The organism is Mitsuaria sp. CC2 (assembly GCF_048957715.1).
In the GTDB taxonomy this organism is placed as follows: domain Bacteria; phylum Pseudomonadota; class Gammaproteobacteria; order Burkholderiales; family Burkholderiaceae_C; genus Roseateles.
This window is the reverse complement of sequence record NZ_JARVXN010000023.1, coordinates 35384-54565: the sequence shown is the minus strand read 5'-3', so window position 1 is coordinate 54565 and position 19182 is coordinate 35384. Positions and strand designations below refer to the sequence as shown.

Annotated in this window: 20 protein-coding genes; 14 read left to right on the top strand and 6 right to left on the bottom strand. The window is 69.1% G+C overall.

All coding sequences use genetic code 11. From position 1 onward, the window contains the following. The first annotated feature begins 129 nt into the window (after positions 1–129). From PV762_RS16370 to paaZ, 11 genes are all read left to right on the top strand, one after another. Complete coding sequence (locus tag PV762_RS16370) at positions 130–993, top strand: enoyl-CoA hydratase-related protein (protein ID WP_421036067.1); 864 nt, start codon at positions 130–132, stop codon at positions 991–993. Continuing rightward, on the top strand, positions 993–1460 hold the full coding sequence (gene paaI / locus PV762_RS16365; RefSeq protein WP_421036066.1) for a hydroxyphenylacetyl-CoA thioesterase PaaI: 468 nt from the start codon (positions 993–995) through the stop codon (positions 1458–1460). Before PV762_RS16370 ends, paaI begins: the two co-directional genes overlap by 1 nt. Before the next feature lie 44 nt (positions 1461–1504). Then, positions 1505–2815 carry a phenylacetate--CoA ligase PaaK gene (gene paaK / locus PV762_RS16360; RefSeq protein ID WP_421036065.1) on the top strand — a complete coding sequence of 437 codons (1311 nt, stop codon included), beginning with the start codon at positions 1505–1507 and terminating at the stop codon, positions 2813–2815. Positions 2816–2893: 78 nt separating this feature from the next. Continuing rightward, complete coding sequence (paaA, locus tag PV762_RS16355) at positions 2894–3895, top strand: 1,2-phenylacetyl-CoA epoxidase subunit PaaA (protein ID WP_421036064.1); 1002 nt, start codon at positions 2894–2896, stop codon at positions 3893–3895. Between the two features lie 61 nt (positions 3896–3956). Continuing rightward, entirely contained in the window at positions 3957–4262 is a 306-nt protein-coding gene (paaB, locus tag PV762_RS16350) for a 1,2-phenylacetyl-CoA epoxidase subunit PaaB (RefSeq protein ID WP_421036063.1), read from the top strand. Positions 4263–4272: 10 nt separating this feature from the next. Continuing rightward, positions 4273–5046 carry a 1,2-phenylacetyl-CoA epoxidase subunit PaaC gene (paaC, locus tag PV762_RS16345; protein ID WP_421036062.1) on the top strand — a complete coding sequence of 258 codons (774 nt, stop codon included), beginning with the start codon at positions 4273–4275 and terminating at the stop codon, positions 5044–5046. Beyond that, complete coding sequence (gene paaD / locus PV762_RS16340; protein ID WP_421036061.1) at positions 5043–5645, top strand: 1,2-phenylacetyl-CoA epoxidase subunit PaaD; 603 nt, start codon at positions 5043–5045, stop codon at positions 5643–5645. Before paaC ends, paaD begins: the two co-directional genes overlap by 4 nt. A gap of 9 nt (positions 5646–5654) precedes the next feature. Continuing rightward, positions 5655–6734 carry a 1,2-phenylacetyl-CoA epoxidase subunit PaaE gene (gene paaE / locus PV762_RS16335; protein WP_421036060.1) on the top strand — a complete coding sequence of 360 codons (1080 nt, stop codon included), beginning with the start codon at positions 5655–5657 and terminating at the stop codon, positions 6732–6734. Between the two features lie 21 nt (positions 6735–6755). Then, positions 6756–7418, top strand: coding sequence for a TetR/AcrR family transcriptional regulator (locus PV762_RS16330; RefSeq protein ID WP_421036059.1), 663 nt, complete (start codon positions 6756–6758; stop codon positions 7416–7418). Positions 7419–7526: 108 nt separating this feature from the next. Next, positions 7527–8690 carry an ABC transporter substrate-binding protein gene (locus PV762_RS16325; protein ID WP_421036058.1) on the top strand — a complete coding sequence of 388 codons (1164 nt, stop codon included), beginning with the start codon at positions 7527–7529 and terminating at the stop codon, positions 8688–8690. A gap of 94 nt (positions 8691–8784) precedes the next feature. After that, positions 8785–10833 (top strand): phenylacetic acid degradation bifunctional protein PaaZ, encoded by a 2049-nt coding sequence (gene paaZ, locus PV762_RS16320; protein WP_421036057.1) that lies wholly within the window; start codon positions 8785–8787, stop codon positions 10831–10833. Positions 10834–10916: 83 nt separating this feature from the next. Here the strand turns inward: paaZ and PV762_RS16315 are convergent, their stop codons facing one another. Continuing rightward, positions 10917–12155 (bottom strand): hypothetical protein, encoded by a 1239-nt coding sequence (locus PV762_RS16315; RefSeq protein WP_421036056.1) that lies wholly within the window; start codon positions 12153–12155, stop codon positions 10917–10919. Positions 12156–12320: 165 nt separating this feature from the next. Continuing rightward, on the bottom strand, positions 12321–13265 hold the full coding sequence (locus PV762_RS16310) for a LysR family transcriptional regulator (protein WP_421036055.1): 945 nt from the start codon (positions 13263–13265) through the stop codon (positions 12321–12323). Positions 13266–13394: 129 nt separating this feature from the next. Here PV762_RS16310 and PV762_RS16305 point away from each other — a divergent pair, with 129 nt between their 5' ends. From PV762_RS16305 to PV762_RS16295, 3 genes are all read left to right on the top strand, one after another. Then, on the top strand, positions 13395–14813 hold the full coding sequence (locus PV762_RS16305; protein WP_421036054.1) for an aldehyde dehydrogenase family protein: 1419 nt from the start codon (positions 13395–13397) through the stop codon (positions 14811–14813). Between the two features lie 128 nt (positions 14814–14941). Next, complete coding sequence (locus tag PV762_RS16300; protein WP_421036053.1) at positions 14942–15109, top strand: hypothetical protein; 168 nt, start codon at positions 14942–14944, stop codon at positions 15107–15109. A 133-nt stretch (positions 15110–15242) separates the two neighbouring features. Next, positions 15243–15617 carry a response regulator gene (locus PV762_RS16295; RefSeq protein ID WP_421036052.1) on the top strand — a complete coding sequence of 125 codons (375 nt, stop codon included), beginning with the start codon at positions 15243–15245 and terminating at the stop codon, positions 15615–15617. A 48-nt stretch (positions 15618–15665) separates the two neighbouring features. On the opposite strand, the gene PV762_RS16290 is transcribed toward PV762_RS16295, so the two are convergent. From PV762_RS16290 to PV762_RS16275, 4 genes are read right to left on the bottom strand one after another with little or no spacing between them, the layout of a single operon-like run. Beyond that, entirely contained in the window at positions 15666–15884 is a 219-nt protein-coding gene (locus PV762_RS16290; protein WP_421036051.1) for a hypothetical protein, read from the bottom strand. Between the two features lie 6 nt (positions 15885–15890). Continuing rightward, positions 15891–17111 carry an aminotransferase class I/II-fold pyridoxal phosphate-dependent enzyme gene (locus tag PV762_RS16285; RefSeq protein WP_421036050.1) on the bottom strand — a complete coding sequence of 407 codons (1221 nt, stop codon included), beginning with the start codon at positions 17109–17111 and terminating at the stop codon, positions 15891–15893. 28 nt (positions 17112–17139) lie between these two features. Continuing rightward, positions 17140–18444, bottom strand: coding sequence for an MFS transporter (locus tag PV762_RS16280; protein ID WP_421036049.1), 1305 nt, complete (start codon positions 18442–18444; stop codon positions 17140–17142). Further along, a complete protein-coding gene (locus PV762_RS16275; protein WP_421036048.1) occupies positions 18441–19181 on the bottom strand; it encodes a TenA family transcriptional regulator in 741 nt (246 codons plus the stop codon). The genes PV762_RS16280 and PV762_RS16275 overlap by 4 nt, the downstream gene beginning before the upstream one ends. Position 19182 lies beyond the last annotated feature (1 nt).

The following is a 19182-nucleotide window of genomic DNA, read 5'->3' as shown; positions in this document are numbered from 1 at the left end:
TAACCCTAGGTTCCCGACCTTGTCTTGCGATGCGATGGCTCGTAGTATCTACCGACCGGTCGGTAAATAGAAGTCGACCCAAAAAAGCTGAAAAAGCTGAATCCATCGACGGCCGAGGAGACAAGCCGAATGAGCACCGCCAACACGACCCCATCCACCGCTGCCGAAGACAGTCCGCTGCTGATCAGCACCGAGGGCGCCGTCCGCGTCCTCACGCTGAACCGGCCGCAGGCGCTGAACGCGTTCACGACCGGCCTGCTCGGCCAGTTGCGAGTCGCGCTCGACGAGGCGGCGCACGACGAGACCGTGCGGGCGGTGCTCATCACCGGTGCCGGCCGCGCGTTCTGCGCGGGCCAGGACCTGTCGGATCCCCACATCAAGCCGGAGTTCGACGAGCACGCCGGCGAGGTCGATGCCCACAAGAAGCCCAAGGCCAAGGACATCGGCAACCTGCTCGACCACTACTACATCCCGCTCGCGCTGCGCCTGCGCAGCATGCCGGTGCCGACCGTCTGCGCGGTCAACGGCGTGGCCGCGGGGGCCGGCGCGAACTTCGCGCTCGGCTGCGACCTCGTGCTGGCGGGTCAGTCGGCGTCTTTCATCCAGGCCTTCTCCAAGATCGGGCTGGTGCCCGACTGCGGCGGCACCTGGCTGCTGACGCGCCTCGTGGGCCGCGCCCGCGCGATGCAGCTGGCGCTGCTCGGCGACAAGCTGCCCGCCGCCGACGCGCAGGCCTGGGGCCTGATCGCACGCTGCGTCGCCGATGCCGAGCTGCAGAGCGAGGCGATGGCCACCGCGCAGAAGCTGGCGAAGATGCCGACCAAGGCGCTGGTGCAGACGCGCGAGGCGCTCGATGCCTCGATGGACCTGGAGTTCGAGGACGCCCTCAAGCTCGAGGCCCGGCTGCAGAGCCAGCTCGGCTACGCGCACGACTACCTCGAAGGCGCCGCCGCCTTCCTGACCAAGCGTCAGCCGACCTTCAAGGACCGCTGATGAGCGCGCCCCTGGATCCCGGTGTCGACGCGCAGCGCGTGGCCGAAGCGGTCCGCGACACCATGTTCGCGAATGACCGCGCCTCGAAGGGCCTGGGCATGCGCATCGACGCCATCGGCCCCGGCACCGCGACGCTGTCGATGGCGGTGCGCGAGGACATGCTCAACGGCTTCGACATCTGCCACGGCGGCTTCGTGACGACGCTGGCCGATTCCTGTTTCGCCTTCGCCTGCAACTCGCACAACGAGGTGACGGTGGCTTCGGGCTTCGCGATCGACATCGTCGCGCCGTCCCGGCTGGGCGACGTGCTGACGGCGAGCGCCAGCGAGACCTCGCTGGCCGGCCGCACCGGCGTCTACGACATCCGCATCACCAATCAACGCGACGAATTGATCGCGGTCTTCCGGGGCCGGTCCTACCGCATCAAGGGCAAGCCCGTGGTGCCGGAACTGGCCGCCGCGCGCTGAGCGGCGCCCCCCGGAACGACGAGACAGGTCAGGAGACAGCCCCCATGACGGTGAAGACCTTCCAGCCCGAGCACCTCGAACCCATCGAGCGCGCCAGCCAGGATGAGCTGCGCGCGCTGCAGCTGCAGCGCCTGAAGTGGTCGCTGAAGCATGCCTACGAGAATGTGCCGCACTACAAGGCCGCGTTCGATGCGAAGGGCGTCCATCCGGACGACCTGAAGGACCTGTCCGACCTGCGCCTGTTCCCGTTCACGACGAAGAAGGACCTGCGCGACAACTACCCGTTCGGCCTCTTCGCGGTGCCGCGCGAGCAGGTGGTGCGGGTCCACGCGTCGTCCGGCACGACGGGCAAGCCGACCGTGGTCGGCTACACCCAGCAGGACATCGACACCTGGGCCGACCTGGTCGCGCGCTCGCTGCGCGCCGCCGGCACGCGCAAGGGCGACATCGTCCACATCGCCTACGGCTACGGCCTGTTCACCGGTGGCCTGGGCGCGCATTACGGCGCCGAGCGGCTGGGCTGCACCGTCATCCCGATGTCGGGCGGCCAGACCGAGAAGCAGGTCCAGCTGATCCAGGACTTCAAGCCCGACGTCATCATGGTGACGCCGAGCTACATGCAGGTGATCGTCGAGGAATTCGTGCGGCAGGGCCTGGACCCGCGCGCGTCCTCGCTGAAGACCGGCGTCTTCGGCGCCGAACCCTGGACCGAGGCGATGCGCCGCGAGATCGAGCTCAAGGCCGGCATCGACGCGGTCGACATCTACGGCCTGTCCGAAGTGATGGGGCCGGGTGTCGCCAGCGAATGCATCGAGACCAAGGACGGTCCGGTGATCTGGGAGGACCACTTCTATCCCGAGATCATCGACCCCGAGACCGGCGAGGTCCTGCCCGAAGGCTCGGAAGGGGAACTGGTGTTCACCTCGCTGAGCAAGGAGGCGCTGCCGGTGATCCGCTATCGCACGCGCGACCTGACGCGCCTGCTGCCGCCGACCGCGCGCAGCATGCGGCGCATGGGCAAGATCGTCGGCCGCAGCGACGACATGCTGATCATCCGCGGCGTCAACCTGTTCCCGACGCAGATCGAGGAACTGGTGCTCGCCGAGCCCGGCCTGTCGGGCCAGTACCAGATCGTCGTCAGCCGCGACGGTCACCTCGACGAGGTCGAGGTGCGCTGCGAGCTGTCGGCCGCGGGCGGCGGCGACGCGTCGGCGATGTCGAAGTCGCTGCAGCACCGCATCAAGACGCTGATCGGCGTGTCGACCCGGGTGACGGTCGGCGCGCCGGATTCAATCGAAAGAACGCTGGTCGGAAAAGCCCGCCGCGTTGTCGACCAGAGACCGAAGAACTCGTAACCCGTCGGACGGCGTCCGACGGCCACGCGGCGGTGTCCCACAAGGACGCCGCTTCGAAGCAGGAAGCAAGGAGCATCCATGTACACGCAAGCCATGAGCGTCGGTCCGCAGGACCAGGCGACCAAGCTGCAGACTGCTGAAGAGCAGCAGCGCAACGAGGCCTTCGAGGCCCGCATCGACGCGGGCGACTTCATCGAGGCCAAGGACTGGATGCCGGAGCATTACCGCAAGACGCTGGTGCGCCAGATCAGCCAGCACGCGCATTCGGAGATCGTCGGCATGCTGCCCGAGGGCAACTGGATCACGCGCGCCCCGACGCTCAAGCGCAAGGCGATCCTGCTGGCCAAGGTGCAGGACGAGGGCGGGCACGGGCTCTACCTGTATTCCGCCGCCGAGACGCTGGGCACCAGCCGCGACCAGATGCTGGACGCGCTGCACACGGGCAAGGCCAAGTACAGCTCGATCTTCAACTACCCGACGCTGACCTGGGCCGACATCGGCGTGGTCGGCTGGCTGGTGGACGGCGCGGCGATCATGAACCAGGTGCCGCTGTGCCGCTGCTCGTACGGCCCGTACGCCCGCGCGATGATCCGCATCTGCCGCGAGGAATCCTTCCATCAGCGCCAGGGCTACGAGAGCCTGCTGGTGATGATGCGCGAGGGCACGGACGCGCAGAAGGCGATGGTCCAGGACGCGGTGAACCGCTGGTGGTGGCCGTCGCTGATGATGTTCGGACCGGCGGACAAGGATTCGCCGAACTCCGAGCAGTCGATGCGCTGGGGCATCAAGCGCCTGACCAACGATGAGCTGCGTCAGAAGTTCGTCGACGCGACCGTGCCGCAGGCGGAGCTGCTCGGCATCACGCTGCCCGACCCCGACCTGAAGTGGAACGCCGAACGCGACCACCACGACTTCGGCGCGATCGACTGGGCCGAGTTCTGGCGCGTCGTCGGCGGCAACGGCCCCTGCAACACCGAACGCCTGGGGACCCGCGTCAAGGCCTGGGACGACGGCGCCTGGGTCCGCGAGGCCGCGCTGGCCCACGCGAAGAAGCGCGCCACCGAAGCCAAGGCGGCCTGATCCCGACGACCAGCGATCGCGATCGCCGTCTCCGCCACGAACTGTCCAGAGCACCCGAACCATGAGCATCAACCAAACGACCGGCGCCAACGAATGGCCCCTGTGGGAAATCTTCGTCCGCAACAAGGCGGGCCTGGACCACAAGCATTGCGGCAGCCTGCACGCGCCCGACGCGAAGATGGCCCTGCAGATGGCCCGCGACGTCTACACCCGCCGCCAGGAAGGCGTGAGCATCTGGGTCGTGCCCTCGTCGGCGATCGTCGCGTCGGACCCGGGCGAGAAGTCGATGTACTTCGATCCGATGGAGGACAAGGTGTACCGCCACCCGACCTTCTATGACCTGCCCGCGTCCCTGGACCACATGTGAGGACCGGACGATGACCGCTTCCGTCCAACCCGGCCAGCGCGCGGAGGTCCAGTACCTGCTGCGCCTCGGCGACGCGTGCCTGGTGCTCTCGCACCGCATCTCCGAATGGATCGGCCATGCGCCCATCCTGGAGGAGGAACTTGCGCTGGGCAACATCGCGCTGGACCTGCTGGGCCAGTCGCGCGCGCTGCTGACGCGCGCCGGCCAGCTCAACGAGCAGCCGCTCGATGAAGACCAGCTCGCCTACCTGCGCGAGGAGCGCCACTACCTCAACCCCGTGATGATGGAGCTGCCGCGCGGCGACTTCGCCTTCACGCAGGCCCGCAACCTGATCGCGGCCTGCTGGCTGATGCCGCTGTGGACGCGGCTGCAGGCCTCGAGCGACGCCGAGGTCGCCGCCATCGCCGCCAAGGCGGTGAAGGAAGTCCGCTATCACCAGCAGCACGCGGCCGAGTGGGTGGTGCGCCTGGGCGACGGCACCGAGGAATCGGCGCAGCGGATGAAGGCCGCGCTCGCGCAGTTGTGGCCCTACGTCAACGAGCTGTTCGCGTCGGACGAGATCGACGCCGCTGCCGAGACCAGCGGCCTGGGCCCGGCCTGGTCGTCGCTCAGGCCCGACTGGGAAGCGGCGATGGACGAGGTCCTCGCCGAAGCGCAGCTGGCGCGGCCGAAGGACACGCCGCACGTCTACACCGGCGTGCGCGGCGTCCACAGCGAGCACATGGGCCACATGCTGGCGACGATGCAATCGCTGCAGCGCAGCTATCCCGGCGGGGTGTGGTGAACGGCATCGAGATGAACACGCCGACACCGTCGCCTCTCGATTGGCTGTCGTCCTTGACGCCGGTCGGAACGCGTGCGTCGTCGTCCGACCTCGGTGCCACCGACCTCGGCTGCGGACGCCTGTCCGCCGCGTGGGAGGTGCTGTCGCAGGTGCTCGATCCCGAGGTGCCGGCGGTGTCGCTGGTGGAGCTCGGCATCGTGCGCGACCTGGTCGAGACCGCCGATGGCGTCGAGGTCGTGCTGACGCCGACCTACTCGGGCTGCCCGGCCACCGAAGCGATCGAGCAGAGCGTCCGCGACGCGCTGTCGCGTTTCGGCACGGTGACCGTGACCATGCGCCGCGCGCCGGCCTGGACCACCGACTGGATCACCGACGAAGGCCGCGAGAAGCTGCGCCGCTACGGCATCGCGCCGCCCGGGCCCGTCGACGCGGGGCAGGGCGTGCCCATCCGCATCGTCCGCCGCCGCGAGGCCATCGCCTGCCCGCGCTGCGGCAGCACGCACACCGAGCAGCTGTCGGCCTTCGGCTCGACCGCGTGCAAGTCGCTGTACCGCTGCGTCGCCTGCCGCGAGCCCTTTGAACATTTCAAGCCGATCTGAGCCATCGCCATGAGCCTGCACTTCCACCCGCTGCGCCTGCGCGCCAAGCACCAGGACACCGACGACGCCGTCGTGCTGTGCTTCGACGTGCCCGAGGCGCTGCGCGAGACCTTCCGCTTCACGCAAGGCCAGTACCTGACGCTGCGCGGCGAGGTCGACGGCCAGGACCTGCGCCGGTCCTACTCCATCTGCGCCGGCGTCGACGACGGCGAGCTGCGCGTCGGCGTGCGCCAGGTCGACGGCGGGGCCTTCTCCACCTGGGTCCACCGGCACCTGAAGGCCGGCGACGAGGTCCAGGTCTTCCCGCCGCAGGGGCGCTTCCACGTGCCGCTGGAGCCCGCGACGGGCCGGCACTTCGTCGGCATCGCCGCCGGATCGGGCATCACGCCCATTCTGTCGATCATGAAGAGCGTGCTCGCCCGCGAGCCGATGAGCCGCTTCACGCTGATCTACGGCAACCGCCGGCCGGCGACCACGATGTTCAAGGAAGAGCTCGAGGACCTGAAGAACCGCTACATGACGCGGCTGACGCTGCATCACGTGTTCTCGCGCGAGCAGGTCGATTCGCCGCTGATGGCGGGACGGCTGGACCAGGCCAAGCTGAGCGACTTCCTGGGCGGCCCCGTGCCGGCGGCCGGCATCGACCAGGTCTTCGTCTGCGGCCCGTTCGAGATGAACGAGCAGGCGGAAGCCGCGCTGCGCGCGGCCGGCGTCCCCGAGGAACGCATCCACATCGAGCGCTTCGGCACGCCGGAGATGCAGACGGGCCGTCCGGCGCCGCACGAGGTCCACGAGGAGGACGCGGAGGCCGCCAAGGTCGTCGTGATCCGCGACGGCGTCTCGCGGGAGATCGAGTTCCGCAAGAGCGATCCCAGCCTGCTCGACGCCGCGGCGCGGGCCGGCATGGACGTCCCGTTCTCCTGCAAGTCCGGCGTGTGTTCCACCTGCCGTTGCAAGTTGATCGAGGGCGAGGTCCGGATGGATAAGAATTTCGCCCTTGAGAAACACGAAGTGGCGGCCGGATTCATCCTCAGCTGTCAGGCGCATGCCCTGACCCCCCGCGTCGTGATCTCGTTCGACGAACGCTGATTCACAAGGAAAAGACATTTCATGGCCCGAGGTCGAGCTCCCGGATTCGATGCCACCCGCGAGGAGATCCTCGCGCAGGCTGCCCGACTTTTCGCCAACCAGGGTTACCCCGCGACCTCGATGAACCAGGTCGCCGAGGCCTGCGCGGTCAGCAAGCCCACGCTGTACCACTACGTCCGCGACAAGCATGAGCTGCTCGCGCAGATCTGCCAGAACCACCTGCAGCACCTGGTCGACCTGGTCGACGAGGTCAGCGCGCGGCAGCTGCCGCCGCCGGAGCATCTGCGCGGCCTGATCCACCGGTTCGTGCAGGCCTATGGCGAGGCGCAGAACGAGCACCGCGTGCTGACCGAGGATCTGAAGTTCCTCGACGAGGAACACCGCGAGCGCATGGTGGCGGTCGAGCGCCAGGTCGTGGGCCGTTTCGCCGACGCGGTGGCCGCGGTGAGGCCGGAGCTGCGCGGCGCGCATCTGCACAAGCCGCTGACCATGCTGCTGTTCGGCATGATCAACTGGACCTTCACCTGGCTGCGGCCCGACGGCGCGCTGACCTACGAGGCGGTCGCGCCCATGGTGGCGGACCTGTTCTTCGGCGGACTCGGCGCGGTGCGGACCGAACTCACCGATCCTTCGGCGCACCACGAGCGCAACGAACTCGACCCGGCGGCGCCGCAAGTCTCATGAAGGCTTGGCGGAGGACCATCGCTCCCGACCTGCATTCCGTGCAGTCATCGCAGTAGCAGTACCTCATTGACCTTGCGTTCCTGAAAAACATATTCCGAAGGAGACGACATGAAACGCATCGAGAAGACCCTGTTGGCCATGGCCATGACGGGTGCCGCGCTGATGGGCGCGGGCGGCAGCGCGTGGGCGGACATCAACGTGGGCGTGACCGTGTCGGCCACGGGCCCGGCCGCGTCGCTGGGCATCCCGGAGAAGAACACCTTCTCGCTGATGCCCAAGACCATCGCCGGACAGAAGGTCAACTACATCATCCTGGACGACGCGTCCGACACGACCACGGCGGTCGCCAACACCCGCAAGCTGATCACCGAGCACAAGGTCGACGTGGTCGTCGGTTCGACCGTCACGCCGAACTCGCTGGCGATGATCGACGCGGTGTCGGAGGCGCAGGTGCCGATGATCTCGATGGCGGCCTCGGCGCGCATCGTCGAGCCGATGGACGCCAAGAAGAAGTGGGTCTTCAAGACGCCGCAGAACGACATCATGATGGCGCTGGCCATCGCCGGCCACATGCAGGCGCAGGGCGTGAAGACGGTGGCCTACATCGGCTTCGCCGACGCGTACGGCGAAGGCTGGTACGGGGAGTTCAACAAGGTCGCGGCCAGCAAGGGACTGAGCATCGTCGCCAACGAGCGCTACAACCGCACCGACACCTCGGTGACCGGCCAGGTGCTGAAGATCATGGCGGCCAAACCCGACGCGGTGCTGGTCGGCGGCAGCGGCACGCCGGCGGCGCTGCCGCAGAAGACGCTCAAGGAGCGCGGCTACCAGGGCAAGTACTACCAGACCCACGGCGTGGCCAACAACGACTTCCTGCGCGTGGGCGGCAAGGACGTCGAAGGCACCTTCCTGCCGTCGGGCCCGGTGCTGGTCGTGGACCAGCTGCCCGCGGACCATCCGGCCAAGAAGAGCGCCAAGACCTACGTGACGGCCTATGAGGGCGCGTACGGCAAGGGCAGCGTGTCGACCTTCGGCGGCCACGCGTGGGACGCGGGCCTGCTGCTGCAGGCGGCGATCCCCGAAGCCGTCAAGAAGGCCCAGCCGGGCACGCCGCAGTTCCGCGCGGCGCTGCGCGACGCGCTCGAAGGCGTGAAGGAACTACCGGCCGCGCACGGTGTGTTCACGATGTCGCCCAATGACCATCTGGGTCTCGACCAGCGCGCCCGCGTCATGGTGAAGATCGAGAACGGAACCTGGAAGTACCAGCCCTGATCCGTTGACCTGAGGGCGGGACGCACAACGTCCCGCCCTCGTTCATTTCAGAAGTTAGAACCGAAGTTCAAACAGAAGTTCAAGAGAGACAGTCATGAGCGCCACCCCCGTCCTCCAGAGCCTGATCGCCGGTCGCTGGATCGGTTCGACCGCCGCGCGCGGCCTGCACAGCGCCGTCAACGGACGGCTGGTGACGCAGACCCATGCCGAGGAGATCGACTTCGGCGAGAGCCTGCACTACGCGCGCACGAAGACGCTGCCCGCGCTGCTGGCGCTCGACTTCCAGCAGCGCGCCGCGATCCTGAAGGCGCTCGCCACCTACCTGCAGGAACACAAGGAATCGCTCTACGCGATCTCCGCGCACACCGGTGCGACGCGGCCCGATTCGTGGATCGACATCGAAGGCGGCTTCGGCACGCTCTTCGCGTACGCGTCGATGGGCCGCCGCGAGCTGCCGTCGAGCAACATCGTCCATGAAGGCCCGGCACAGGCGCTGGGCAAGCTCGGCCAGTTCATGGGCACGCACGTGCTGGTGCCCAAGCGCGGCGTCGCCGTGCACATCAACGCGTTCAACTTCCCGATGTGGGGGATGCTGGAGAAGTTCGCGCCGAGTTTCCTCGCCGGCATGCCCTGCATCGTCAAGCCGGCGACCGCGACCAGCTATGTCGCCGAGGCCTGCGTGCGCCTGATCGAGCAGTCCGGCCTGCTGCCGGCCGGCGCGTTGCAGCTGGTCATCGGCAGTTCCGGCGATCTGCTGGACCGCCTGGAGGAGACGGACGTCGTCACCTTCACCGGCTCGGCGGACACGGCGGCGCAGCTGCGCGTCAATCCGAACCTGATCCGCCGCTCGGTGCCGTTCAACGCGGAAGCGGACAGCCTCAACTGCGCGATCCTGGCGCCGGACGTGGTGCCGGGCGATCCCGAATTCGATCTCTTCGTCAAGGAAGTGATGCGGGAAATGAGCGCCAAGGCCGGCCAGAAGTGCACGGCCATCCGCCGCGCGATCGTGCCGACGGCGCAGATCGACGCGGTGGCCGCGGCGCTGCGCGAGCGGCTCGCGAAGATCAAGATCGGCGACCCGTCCGTCGAGGGCGTGCGCATGGGCGCGCTGGCGTCCAAGGCGCAACAGGCCGACGTGGCCGAGCGCCTGGCGCAACTCGCGCAGGGCAACGAGATCGTCTACGGCGAGCGCGACGGCTTCGCGCCGGTGGGCGAGGGCGTCGGCGACGGCGCCTTCTTCGCGCCAACGCTGCTGCTGTGCCGCGACGCGATGACCAACGAGGCGGTCCACAACGTCGAGGCCTTCGGGCCGGTGTCGACGCTGATGAGCTACGGCGACTTCGACGAGGCGCTGACGCTCGCCGCCAAGGGGCGTGGCAGCCTGGTGGGCTCGGTGGTCACGAAGACGCCGGCGCTGGCCGCGCAGGCCGTCTATCACGCGGCCGCCTTCCACGGCCGGCTGCTGGTGCTGGACCGCGACGCGGCCGGCGAATCGACCGGCCACGGCTCGCCGTTGCCGATGCTCAAGCACGGCGGGCCGGGTCGGGCCGGCGGCGGCGAGGAACTCGGCGGCATCCGCGCCGTCAAGCACTACCTGCAGCGCTGCGCGGTGCAGGCCTCGCCGACGATGCTCACCGCCATCACCGGCGAGTACGTGCGCGGCGGCCAGGTCACCGAGGACGCGATCCACCCCTTCCGCAAGTACTTCGAAGAGATCCAGGTCGGCGACTCGCTGCTGACGCATCGCCGCACGGTGTCCGAGGCGGACATCGTCAACTTCGGCGGTATCAGCGGCGACTTCTTCTACATGCACTTCGACGAGGTCGCGGCCAAGGACACGCAATTCGGCCAGCGCATCGCGCACGGCTACTTCGTGCTGTCGGCGGCGGCGGGGCTGTTCGTGTCGCCGGCGCCGGGGCCGGTCCTTGCCAATTACGGGCTGGACACGCTGCGCTTCGTGAACCCCGTGGCCATCGGCGACACCATCCAGGCGCGGCTCACCTGCAAGCGCCGCATCGACCGCGGCAATCGCCCCGACCAGCCGCCGCAAGGCGTCGTCGCCTGGGACGTGCAAGTCACCAACCAGCGCGGCGAGCTCGTCGCGAGCTACGACATCCTGACGCTGGTGGCGAAGAAGGGCTGAGCGCGCAAGGGGCCACGACCGTGGCCCCGCGTGAGCCGCTCGTCGCGCGCGTGGCGCGTCGGAGCGGGAACGACATCAGGGCCTCAGAGCGTCGGCGAGGCCGGCTCCGACAGGCGCCAGAAGCCGAACTGCTTGGCGTCCGACAGCACGAGCCGACCTTGCGGGTCGATGGCCATGCCGATGAAGCCCGGATTGAATTCGTGATCGGGCATGCCCGAGACGATCTGCCGGCGGATCGGCCCGAAGACGAGGGCGGCTCGACGCTCCGTCGACGTGATGCGCTCGAGCCAGGTCGAGGCGTAGCGTTGGCCGTAGCCGTTGCTGGCGAGGGCCCAGATCGCGCCGTCCGGTCCGATGACGGCGGCGCCGCCGGCGTAGCCGGATCCGAGTTGAGGATTGCCCGGCCACTCGGAGCGCGACATCGTGCCGCCGTCGACGACCTTGAAGAGGGCTTCGCCGCTCAAGGCGTAGACCTGGTCGTCGGGGCCGACCAGCAGGCGGTACAGCGGCCAGTTAGCGACGGTGTGCCGCGCCAGCGTCGTGACCGTGCCGGTGGGCGAGACGCGGATGATGCGACCGCCGTTGGTGATGGCGTAGACATTGCCTTTGCTGTCCGTCGCCAGCGAGAAGGGGTTGCGGAGCGCGGCCGCCGTACCGTCGCCGTCGGCATCCTCGACCTGACCGGTGGCCGGCGGCACGCCGACTTGCGGCAGGAATGGCGGCGTGCCGGCGATGGTGCGGATGTCACCGGTGTCGGGCTCGTATCGGCGCAGCGTCTGCTGGTCCGAGAAGTAGACGATGCCGGCGCGGTCGACGGTGACGTCGGCGTCCATCCAGCCGGACAGTCTGGCCACGATCGGGGTGCCGTCGACGGGCCGCTCCTCGCCCGTGCGTCCGGCGACGCAGGTCACATCCCCAATCGGAGGACGGACGCGGCACAGCCGGGCCCTGTCGATGAAGTAGACATCGCCGTTCGGATGGACGGCGAATTTCCTGACCGGTGCGAAAGCAGTCAGGTCCTGGAGCGCTGCCGGGAAGCTGCCGCTGGACTTCGGCGACAGGCCGAAGGTGATCAGGGCGCCGACCTCGTGCCGGCTGACGGTATGTTCGTCCGCGCGGGCGGTGTACACGCGCCCGGCGGTGTCCACCGCCACGGCGTCCACGCCGGCGGCGAAGACGGCCGCCTGCGTCGTTCCGTCGGGCCGCACGCGCTTCACGTCGGTCGCCGTGGCGAAGTAGACGTCGCCCTCGGGCGCGGTGGCGATCCCGGAGCCGCAGCGAACGCCATCGTCGGGCGCGCCTGCGCCGGAGACGGTCTCCACCCTGCCGTCCCGGGTCAGGCGGCGCAGACGCCGGTGACCGGCCTCGCCGCGACCTGGAGGGACGCGGGGGCGACTGGCTGATGAATGGTGTGGCCGCAATGATAGTGGGGCGCTCATGGCCCGCAGGCACCCGATCGGGGGAGGCTGCGAGCCGTGCGCCGACGTTCAGCGTCGGTTGATCTCGTGGATGAGGTCGATCAACGCGCGCAGCGTCGACGGGATGTGCCGATGGCCGGAGTAGTACAGGCACAGCGCCGGCAGCGGCGCCGCCCAGCCGTCCAGCACGCGGCGCAGGCGTCCGCTCGCGAGGTCTTCAGCGACGTACCACTCGGCGATCTGTGCGAGTCCCAGTCCCGCGCGCGCCGCTTCCAGCATCAGCAACGGCGAATCCAGCACCATCGGACCGGGCACGTCGAGCGTGTTGCTCACGGCGGCCGCGCCCTTGACCGCACCCTTGGCTGCTGCCGGCTTGCCGCGCGTGGCCCGCGCGAACTCCCACGGCGACGGCAGCCCGCTCGGCATCCGAGCCCGGATGCACGCGTGGCGGGCGAGGTCGGCGGGCGTCGGCGGCGTGCCGTGGCGCTCGAGGTAATCGGGCGAGCCGACGACCGCCATCCGCAGCGGCAGGCCGATCGGCACGCGGATCATGTCCCGCGGCACCTGCGGCGCGAGCCGCAGTCCGGCGTCGAAGCCTTCGGCGACGATGTCGACCAGCCGGCCTTCGGTGACGACGTCGAGCGTGACGCCCGGATGCCGACGCAGGAACTCCGCCAGGATCGGCCGGAACACCATCTGCGCCGCGCCTAACGAGCTGTTCAGGCGCAAGGTGCCGGTGGGCACTCCCGCATGATCGTCGGCCGACGCGACGGCCTCCTGGATCTGCGCCACCGCGGGACCGACCCGGTCGATGAAGCGCCGCCCCGCCTCCGTGAGCGACACGCTGCGCGTCGTGCGGTGGAAGAGTCGCACCCCCATGCGCGCCTCCAGCCCCGCGACAGCGTTGCTGACGGCGGAAGTCGACATCTCCAGTTCCACCGCCGCCGGCCGGAAGCCCTGCCGGCGCGCGACGGCGAGCACCACCTCGAATTCGGTCAGGCTGTCCTTCTGCATGCCTGCATTGTTCTTTGAATCGGGATGACTCGTCCATCATTGGACGGCTTATCGACATGGATGTCGCTGCCTACATTCCTCTCATCGAGCCACGGCGTGTCGCTGAGGTTCATGCCGAAAGGACAAGCCATGCGGAACTTCGATCAGAACTACATCGACGGCGCCTTCGTTGCCGTGACCGGCGACGAGGTCGTCGACATCGTCGATCCCGCGACCGAGGCCGTGGTCGGTCAGGCCCGGCTCGCGCATCGCGACGATGCCCGTCGGGCCGTCGAAGCCGCGATGCGCGCCCAGCCGGCCTTCGGGCGGACTTCCGTCGCGGGGCGCGTCGCGATGCTTGATCGTCTGCAGGCCGCGATGCTGGCGCATGCCGGGGACCTCCTGGAAGCGACGATCACCGAGTACGGCGGTCCGGTCGCCCGGGCGCAGTGGGTCGCCAATGACGCGTCGCAGTGCTTCGGCGACGCGGCGCGGTCGTTGCCGAGCTACGCCTTCGAACGGCGCGTTGGCGCATCGACCGTGGTGATGGCGCCGGTCGGCGTGTCCGGGCTCTTCGCGCCCTGGAACAGCACCGCCGGCACGATGGCCAGCAAGCTCGCGGCCGCCGTCGCCGCCGGCTGCGCGACGGTGATCAAGCCCAGCGAACTGAGTCCGTGGCAGGCGCATGTCGTCGCTCGCGCGATCCACGCGGCGGATCTGCCGCCGGGTGTCGTCAACATCGTGACCGGCCGCGGTGTTGATGTCGGCGCCGAGATCGGCACGCATCCGGGCGTTGCCAAGCTGTCGTTCACCGGCTCGACGCCGACCGGCAAGCTGATCGCGCGCGGCGCCGTCGACTCGATGAAGCGCGTGAGCCTGGCCTTGACGGGCAAGTCGGCCTCGCTGCTGCTCGACGACGCGGACCTCGAGGCGGTGCTCCCCCTCGCGCTGGCGGCGGCCTTCATGAACAGCGGGCAGGCCTGCGTGGCCGGCACCCGCCTGCTGGTGCCGCGTGCCCGGATGCCTGAGGTCGTGGAGCGGATCCGTTCCGCCGTCGCCGCGATGCGCGTCGGCGATCCGCGCGATCCGGCGACGACGATCGGTCCGATGGTCAGTCGCGCGCAGTACGAGCGCATCCAGCACTTCATCCGACGCGGCCTCGACCAGGGCGCGACGCTGATCGCTGGCGGAGAAGGGCGGCCGGATGGACGCGATCGCGGCTGGTTCGTGCGGCCGACGGTCTTCGCCGACGTCCGCAACGACATGGACATCGCGCGCGAGGAGATCTTCGGCCCCGTGCTGTCAGTGCTTCCGGTGGATTCGGAGGACGAGGCGATCACGGTGGCCAACGACTCGCCGTATGGGCTGCAGGCCTACGTGTTCTCCGCCGATGCGGATCGCGCGCGACGCGTGGCCGCGCGATTGCAGGCGGGCACGGTGCTGATCAACCGTGTCGCGCCGGACCTGCTGGCGCCGTTCGGCGGCGTCAAGCAGTCGGGCGTGGGCCGGGAGTTCGGCGTGATGGGCATGGAGGCCTTCCTGGAACCGAAGACGATCACCACCGCCTGAGGCGATCCGCGTGGCGGACGGCCTTCGCGGGATCGGCAAAGCCGAATCCCGGGCAAGGAAGTTCGACCTTGAGCCGCGTGCGCGAGCCGCCCACACTGAGGCCCCCGTTGACCCCACATCGAACTGCCTTGGACTTTCTCACTACTCCCGTCATCGCCGGTCTGCTGTTCACCGGCACCCTGGCCCTCGTCGCACTGATGGCCTGGAAAGGCGGCAGCGAGCGCCGCGACGTCACTTTCCTCGCGTCGGCCGCCGGCCTCGGCGGCGTCTGCACGGCCATCGCCGTGGTGGTCTGAATCCGGCGCGCACAGCGCACGCCGCAAGCCCGGGATTTACGCTCCGTTGCGAAGTCGACGTCCCTGACGCCTGCACGTGATTCGGCGCCGCGCCAGAATGCTGCGAACGATTCAGTGAGAGGAAGGGAAGGGCATGCGCGTCTTGCTCGTCGAGGATTCCGAGTTTGTTCGCGAGCAGTTCCTGCGATTGTTCGAGGGACTCGATTTCGTGGAAGTGGTGGGTTATGCCGACAGCGAGGAAGACGCCGTCCAGGCGATTGCCGTGCTCAAGCCGGACGTGGTGCTGCTCGACCTGAACCTGCAGGTCGGTTCCGGCATGCACGTGCTGCGCCGCGCCCGGGCGGGCGGCTATGTCGGCAAGCTGTGGGTGCTCAGCAGCCGCGATCCCGACTTCTACCGCACGCTGTGCGAGAAGCACGGCGCGGACGGTTTCTACGACAAGGCCCATGAGCAGCTGAAGCTGCTCGACGACCTGCGCGTGCTCGGGGGTGAGAAGCCCTTGTTCTGACACGCCCGGGGAGCGCCTGGGTGGGCCCAGGAGCCGCTCCGGAACCTCTCAGCCGCATCCGGCCATGGCCATCACCCCGTCCACGTGCAGCAACGCGACGGACAGCGGATCTGACGCCAGCGATGCCGCCATGACCAGCAGGCCCAGGCCGACGCGGAGCGCCCGCGCCCGCCGGCGCTGCGGGCGGCAGGCCAGGATGAGGAAAGGCGCGCCGACGCCGAGCATGAACAGCGCGGTCAACGCGCCGTGCAGGATCGCGTCCGTCATCACCGTTCAGCCCAGGGCCAGAGCATCGTGCAGCGGCCCGGCGGCCGGCTCGTGATCGGGCAGGCCGGCCATCGCCAGGTCCAGGTCCTCCATCAGGTCGGAGACGTTCTCCAGGCCGACCGACAGCCGCAGCAGGTCCTCGCCGATGCCGGCCTGCCCGCGTTCCTCCGCCGACAGCTTGCCGTGCGTGGTGGACGCGGGATGGGTGATCATGCTGCGCGTGTCGCCGATGCTGGTGGCGATGGAAACCAGCCGCAGCCTGTCCACCACCGACCAGGCACCCAGGCGGCCGCCCGGGACCCGGAAACCCACCACGCCGCCGTAGCCGGACTGCTGGGACACCGCGAGCGCGTGCTGCGGGTGCGTCGCCAGGCCGGTGTAGATCACGTCGACCGCTTTCGGGGACGCCTTGAGCCAGCGCGCCAGCTGCAGCGCGTTGGCGGAGGTCGCCGCCATCCGCAGGTGCAGGGTCTCCAGGCTCTTGAGCAGCAGCCAGGCGTCCATCGCGCCCAGCGCGGCCCCGGTGACACGCAGCACGCCGCGCAGGTCGGCCATCAGGCGCTCGGCGCCGACGGCGACACCCGCCACCACCCGGCCATGGCCGTCCATGTACTTCCCGGCGGAATGGATGACGACGTCCGCGCCCAGGTCCAGCGGGCGCTGCTGGTAGGGCGTCAGCAGCGAGTTGTCCACGGCCAGCAGCGCGCCGCGCGCGTGGGCGAGTCGCGCGACGGCCTCGATGTCGCCGACGTGCTGCAGCGGGTTGGACGGTGTTTCCATGAAGGCGAACGCGGTGCGATCGTCGATGGCGGCGTGCCACTGCGCCAGGTCGGTCAGGTCGACGACGCGCACCTCGACGCCCAGCTTGCCGAAATGGTGCCGGAAGGCCGTCAGCGTCGTGCCGAAGACATCGCGGGAACAGACGATGTTCCTGCCGAGGGTGATCCAGGCCTGCGCCATGGCCACGATCGCCGCCATGCCGGAGGCGAAGGCGACGGCCGCCTCGGCGCGCTCCATCGCCGCGATGCGTCGCTCGAACGCCTGCACGGTCGGATTGGAGAAGCGCGAGTAGACATGGCCCGAGGCCGCGCCGCTGAACTTGCGCGCCGCGTCCGCCGCCGACTTGAAGACATAGGCGGAGGTCATCGCGACCGGCTCGCAGTGGGCGTCGCTCAGGTCGTGGAACTGGGCGGTGCGGATGGCCGCGGTGTAGGGGTGGTAGTCCATGGAAAGCTTCCGTTCGAAGGCGGACCCGTCAGGCGGTCGGATGGGCCTGCAGCGCCGGGCGCGGGGCCGCCTCGCCGCGCGGATCGCGCAGGAACAGCCAGCTCGTCAGGCCGCCGAGCGCGGTCAGCGCCGCCAGACCGACGATGTAGGGCTGATAACTGCCCCACAGGTCGTGGCTGAGCGCGCCCAGCTGCACCGAGGCGAAGCCGCCGAGCTGATGCGCCAGGAAAAGGTAGCCGAACGCCCGGCCCTTGATCGCCGCGCCGTAACGCGCCAGGCAGAACATCGAGGTCAGCACCACCGTGCCCAGGTAGGTCGCGCCGAACAGGACGGCGAAGCCCAGGGTGCGCAGGTCTTCCGAGGCCCCGAGCAGCAGCAGTACGGCGCAGGATCGCAGCAGGTAGAACGCGCCCAGCAGCGCGCGCTGGGGCAGCCGGATCGCCAGCCAGCCGGTGAGCAGGCCGCTGATCAGTTCCAGCACGCCGAGCAAGCTCAGGCTGACGCCCATGAGACCGCGCGGCGTCGAGTGGTCCTGCCAGAACGCGACCAGATGGACGTCGATGAAGGCCATGGTGGCGCCGCAGCCCATGAAGCCGATCGCCAGCGCGTAGAAGCCGCTGTCGCGCCGCAGCACGGACCAGGCGCGGGGTGGCGGCGCATGCGACGCGTCTGTCCCTTCGGCCTTCGCGCCTGCCGGCGGGAGCGGGACCTGGGCGTCGTCCAGTCCTGCCGCCCTGGCCTTCGCCGCGGCGAACCACGCCAGACCGGCCAGCGGCACCGCCAGGAAGGCGCCGGTCAGCAGGAAGGTCATCTCCCACGACGCCTTGGGCGCGAGCCACAGCCAGAAGGGCGACAGCACGATGAAGCTGATCGAGGTGCCGTTGGTGACCACCGCGAAGGCCAGGCCGGATTTCTTCTGCTCGAAGAGTCGGTCGACCAGCACGCCCATCGGCACGTAGGTCATGGCCGCCAGGCCGAAGGCGGCGAGCAGTCCGTAGCCGAGCACGAAGACCGGCAGCGACCCGTCGAACAGGCTGGTGCCCGCGAGCGCGGCGCCGGCGGTCAGGCAGCCGATGACCACGGTGCGCAGCGGGCCGTGGCGGTCGCTCAAGGCGCCCACCAGCGGCGACACCAGTCCGGTGACCAGCATGAACACCGAGCCCGACCAGGCGAAGTCGGCACGTCCGCGTCCGAAATGGGTCGCCAGATCGGCGAAGTAGACCTGGTAGACGCTCTTGACGCTGGTGGAGAAGAACATCACCAGGAAACCCACCGCCACCAGGCCGTGGACGAGGCGGCGCGACGAGGCGCCCGAAGTCACGCCCGACGTCATGCCGCCACCCCGGGGGCGCTGCGACGTGCGGCGGGGCGGCAGTACGCGAGGTACATGCCGTCGTACATGGCGTAGAACAGCCGGCAGGTGTGGTCGACCGCGTGCAGCGCCTCCTGCTGCAGGCGGTCCGTGTCGCACAGTTCGGTCACCAGGTTCAGTCCCTGTTCGACGTGGCCCACGTCCTCGGCCTGGTGGACCGAGAAGAACAGCAGGTCCTCCTCCTTCAGGCCGTAGACCTTGCCCAGCAGTTCGTGGCGCGCCTCGCCCGCCTTGACCTCCAGGTTCTGTCCCTCGCTGGCGATCATCACGGCGGCGGCGCCGATGTGATAACTGCCGCGGCCGCGCACCGCGTGCAGCCGGTAGTCGATCAGGTCCTGCGTGGCGGGCAGCGGCCGGGCCGCGTCGCGCTCCTCATCGCTGATCCCGAGCGCGCGGATGAAGTTCTGCATCAGCACCACATGGTTGTCGGTCTTCGACAGCCGGCCCGTCTCTTCCTCGTAGACGTTGATCAGCAGACCGCGCTTGAACGTCGGCAAGGGGCAGTGGAAGAACAGGTGCTCGACGTAGTCGAGGAAGTGCTTCGTCAGCTGATAACCCTGCAGCGCGACCTGGCGCAGCAGGACCAGGTCCTTGGCCTGCGGGTCCATCAGCCGGTCGAAGATGGGATGCGCCATCGTCAGATGGCTGTTCAGCAGCGAGCGCAATTGCGCCTTGAAGGCGGCCTTGGATTGCGGCATG

Excerpts from the sequence above, each read along its gene's own strand:
- PV762_RS16370 (WP_421036067.1), top strand. The coding sequence starts at position 130 with ATGAGCACCGCCAACACGACCCCATCCACCGCTGCCGAAGACAGTCCG.
- paaI (WP_421036066.1), top strand. The coding sequence starts at position 993 with ATGAGCGCGCCCCTGGATCCCGGTGTCGACGCGCAGCGCGTGGCCGAA.
- paaK (WP_421036065.1), top strand. The coding sequence starts at position 1,505 with ATGACGGTGAAGACCTTCCAGCCCGAGCACCTCGAACCCATCGAGCGC.
- paaA (WP_421036064.1), top strand. The coding sequence starts at position 2,894 with ATGTACACGCAAGCCATGAGCGTCGGTCCGCAGGACCAGGCGACCAAG.
- paaB (WP_421036063.1), top strand. The coding sequence starts at position 3,957 with ATGAGCATCAACCAAACGACCGGCGCCAACGAATGGCCCCTGTGGGAA.
- paaC (WP_421036062.1), top strand. The coding sequence starts at position 4,273 with ATGACCGCTTCCGTCCAACCCGGCCAGCGCGCGGAGGTCCAGTACCTG.
- paaE (WP_421036060.1), top strand. The coding sequence starts at position 5,655 with ATGAGCCTGCACTTCCACCCGCTGCGCCTGCGCGCCAAGCACCAGGAC.
- PV762_RS16330 (WP_421036059.1), top strand. The coding sequence starts at position 6,756 with ATGGCCCGAGGTCGAGCTCCCGGATTCGATGCCACCCGCGAGGAGATC.
- PV762_RS16325 (WP_421036058.1), top strand. The coding sequence starts at position 7,527 with ATGAAACGCATCGAGAAGACCCTGTTGGCCATGGCCATGACGGGTGCC.
- paaZ (WP_421036057.1), top strand. The coding sequence starts at position 8,785 with ATGAGCGCCACCCCCGTCCTCCAGAGCCTGATCGCCGGTCGCTGGATC.
- PV762_RS16310 (WP_421036055.1), bottom strand. The coding sequence starts at position 13,265 with ATGCAGAAGGACAGCCTGACCGAATTCGAGGTGGTGCTCGCCGTCGCG.
- PV762_RS16305 (WP_421036054.1), top strand. The coding sequence starts at position 13,395 with ATGCGGAACTTCGATCAGAACTACATCGACGGCGCCTTCGTTGCCGTG.
- PV762_RS16295 (WP_421036052.1), top strand. The coding sequence starts at position 15,243 with ATGCGCGTCTTGCTCGTCGAGGATTCCGAGTTTGTTCGCGAGCAGTTC.
- PV762_RS16290 (WP_421036051.1), bottom strand. The coding sequence starts at position 15,884 with ATGACGGACGCGATCCTGCACGGCGCGTTGACCGCGCTGTTCATGCTC.
- PV762_RS16285 (WP_421036050.1), bottom strand. The coding sequence starts at position 17,111 with ATGGACTACCACCCCTACACCGCGGCCATCCGCACCGCCCAGTTCCAC.
- PV762_RS16280 (WP_421036049.1), bottom strand. The coding sequence starts at position 18,444 with ATGACGTCGGGCGTGACTTCGGGCGCCTCGTCGCGCCGCCTCGTCCAC.
- PV762_RS16275 (WP_421036048.1), bottom strand. The coding sequence starts at position 19,181 with ATGCCGCAATCCAAGGCCGCCTTCAAGGCGCAATTGCGCTCGCTGCTG.